Source organism: Youxingia wuxianensis, from assembly GCF_014385085.1.
GTDB lineage: Bacteria > Bacillota > Clostridia > Oscillospirales > Ruminococcaceae > Youxingia > Youxingia wuxianensis.
The window spans coordinates 1-2,663 of the sequence record NZ_JACRTD010000024.1; the positions used below are offsets into that span (position 1 = coordinate 1).

At 47.3% G+C, this 2,663-nt stretch carries 5 protein-coding genes; 1 reads left to right on the forward strand and 4 read right to left on the reverse strand.

The annotated features are described in order from the left end of the window. The coding region (locus H8705_RS13570; RefSeq protein WP_316248661.1) for a type II toxin-antitoxin system HicB family antitoxin at positions 1-354 on the forward strand (354 nt) is incomplete at its 5' end. A 39-nt stretch (positions 355-393) separates the two neighbouring features. On the opposite strand, the gene H8705_RS13575 is transcribed toward H8705_RS13570, so the two are convergent. The 4 genes from H8705_RS13575 to H8705_RS13590 form a co-directional block, all read right to left on the reverse strand. Next, positions 394-696 (reverse strand): hypothetical protein, encoded by a 303-nt coding sequence (locus H8705_RS13575; protein WP_262396313.1) that lies wholly within the window; start codon positions 694-696, stop codon positions 394-396. Further along, positions 689-1,399: a glycoside hydrolase family 25 protein gene (locus tag H8705_RS13580; RefSeq protein ID WP_262396314.1), complete on the reverse strand. Its 711-nt coding sequence runs from the start codon at positions 1,397-1,399 to the stop codon at positions 689-691. The genes H8705_RS13575 and H8705_RS13580 overlap by 8 nt, the downstream gene beginning before the upstream one ends. 357 nt (positions 1,400-1,756) lie before the next feature. After that, complete coding sequence (locus H8705_RS13585) at positions 1,757-2,035, reverse strand: hypothetical protein (RefSeq protein ID WP_262396315.1); 279 nt, start codon at positions 2,033-2,035, stop codon at positions 1,757-1,759. Then, a complete protein-coding gene (locus H8705_RS13590; RefSeq protein ID WP_262396316.1) occupies positions 2,032-2,478 on the reverse strand; it encodes a hypothetical protein in 447 nt (148 codons plus the stop codon). The genes H8705_RS13585 and H8705_RS13590 overlap by 4 nt, the downstream gene beginning before the upstream one ends. Between the last annotated feature and the right edge of the window lie 185 nt (positions 2,479-2,663).

Sequence of the window (2,663 nt, forward strand, 5' to 3'; positions counted from 1 at the left end):
GAGGGTACAGATTATAACGTGGTAGTTCCTGATCTTCCAGGATGTGTAACGTTTGGAAAAAATTTGCCAGATGCAATCCAAATGGCTAGAGACGCAATGTCCATGTGGTTATGTGACGCTGAGAATAACATGGAGGCTATCCCATCCGCTAGTGCCAATGTTATGTGCAATGAGGGCGGGTTTGTAAATTTAGTTGATTGTGATACCGATATTTATCGGCGGGAAAATGATAATCGGGCGGTTAAAAAGACCTTATCTATCCCCAGTTGGTTAAATGCAAAAGCCGAGCGCGCCGGAGTAAACTTCTCACAGGTTTTACAGGACGGCTTAAAACAAAAACTAAATATTCAGTAAAGTTAAGGGAGGTAACCAGTTTCGGTTACCCCCTCTTTTTTATTTTATCAGCATCGCAATCAAGGCTCCCACAATCCCCCCTGAGATGGTGGAGACTACAGTGGTAAAAATTGTCCTGGTCATTGTGTTCCATCTCTGCGCCGGACGCCGTTCTAAATCGGTCAGCCGGTCCTCATGGTCGGTTACATGTTCGTTGGTGCGTTTAATCTCGCTTACCAGTTCCTTGATACTGGAGTTTTGTTCATGGATCGCCTCGGCAATCCCCTCCAGTTTGTCTATCCGGTGACTGTTGGATTTTTCCCGCTGTTCCAGCTCGATTACTTTTCTTTCCATTTCATCCATCCGTCTGCCCTCGCTTGTATTTATTTATTAATTCCTGTAAATCCCCCAGCAGATCAAAGTATTTCGCCTTGTAATCAATGACAGGCGGGTCTTTCTTTGTCAAATGGTTCAGCCCCGCTTTTTTTATGATCTCCGGGTAATCCTTGTAACACTCGTTGATATCCACCGCTGCCGGTATTCCATCCACTTTTCCATTGCCGGTGAACTGCCACATCCCAAAATCTCCCTGATAGGTGCATTTAGAAGCGTACTGAGCCACCCATTTATCATATTCAGGCAATGGCTCCAGCCAGTTTTCCAGCCAATCTTTCGAAGCGTATATTCCCGCGTAATATCCCGCCGTTTCCAGCGCGCCCAAAAAGGTTTTACAGATCTCGGTTCTTTCCTTTTTGGTAACGGCTTGGATTACTGGTTCATACTCCTGATCAAAATATACCGGGTAGGTAAGCTTATACGGTTTAATCGCTTCCAGGCAGGTTGCAACCTCCCTATTTGCCGCTTCCTTTGATGTGGCATATGAATACCAGTAAGCCCCTGTATCCAGCCCTGCCGCCTGCGCTCCTTCCAGCTGAGGCGCAAAGGTTTGGGAGACTTTTGTTCCATACCCCGCTCTTACAATCACAAACGAGTATCCCGCCGCCTTTACTTTATGAAAATCTATCTCCGTTCCCTGGTGGGAGGAAATATCTATTCCTTTTGTCATATACAATCACTTCCTTTAAAACAAAAAATCACCAGCCCATATACCGGACTGGTGACTTGACACCTTTTTCTATTCAAGCTATAATGAAGATACAAAAGGGCACTGCCGACAGACGGTTAGTCCTCAAATCGTTTTTAGTTAAAAATAACCGCTAACTTTTCGAGGGTTGGGCGGTTATTTTTTTATGTATTTGACGGCCTCGGTGATTGCTACAATCAGCAGGATTGCTAAAATCATCTCGACCATACATACCACCCCCTTTCATAAGGGGTGGACTAACCGCCTGCCGCTGACGCGGCAGTACCTATATTCATTATATCCAGTCCGGAATTCAGCTGTCAAGGTGCGGTTTGATTGTTACTCCTTTTTAATCAGCCGCTTTGTCCCGTCAATAGTGCCGCTGGTAGCAGCAGCGATTAGGATGCCGTTAAACAGAGTCAGCACTGCGGCAGGCCAGGTCAATCCCCCAGTAAAAAACAGTCCTAAATACAGCACAGCAACGGCCACTAGATAGGCTAATAATTGAGTTGGGATATGTATAAAACCTTTGATAAACTGGGTAACTAGCCCGGTTAAGGCCATTGCTCCGGCAAAGGTAGCGATATATTCCCAGGTGAAGAATTCGTTCATGTTCACTGTGCTTCCTCCTTAAAGATAGCAGGCAGTTCAGAGGGCGGGTTAAGCTGTGCCGCCATCCCCTGAATTGCGGTATATGTTTTACCGTTAGGATCAAGCTCTTTCATGCCGATCTCTACGCGCATCCCGTAGGTGTAGGGATAGACCATATTTCTGTCCGGCGCTGGGTAGGGCGTGTAGATCGCAAGCATCCCCTCACTGTCTGGGGGCTGGTGTGCCTGGGAGACGTGTTTCTGCTGCACCTGGTAGGCCATCCCTTGATACCTGATCGGCTGCTTGTATTTGTATTCGATACCCGGCTGCCATTCTTCATATTGATCACAGAAGATACCGGCGGATGCGGGTAAATCCTTGGTGGTGTTGGTAACGGCAATGGAAGCCCCTGCTGCTTTTAAGTTGTCCACATAGGTAACTAGGGTCTGTGCATCGGTTAATATTCCCATCCTATTCCCTCCTTATGGTAATATGGTTTGGGTTTGTGCGTAGTACTCTTCCAGTTCTATGAGCGCCGGGTCTCTTGCCCCCTGCCGGATCGCATCCGCCTGCGCCTGGGTGATCACCTTTAAAGCCACATAGTTTTGGGTGGCGTATTTGCTTGTTTCTTCCGCCCCGGTTCCGTCCAGCTGCG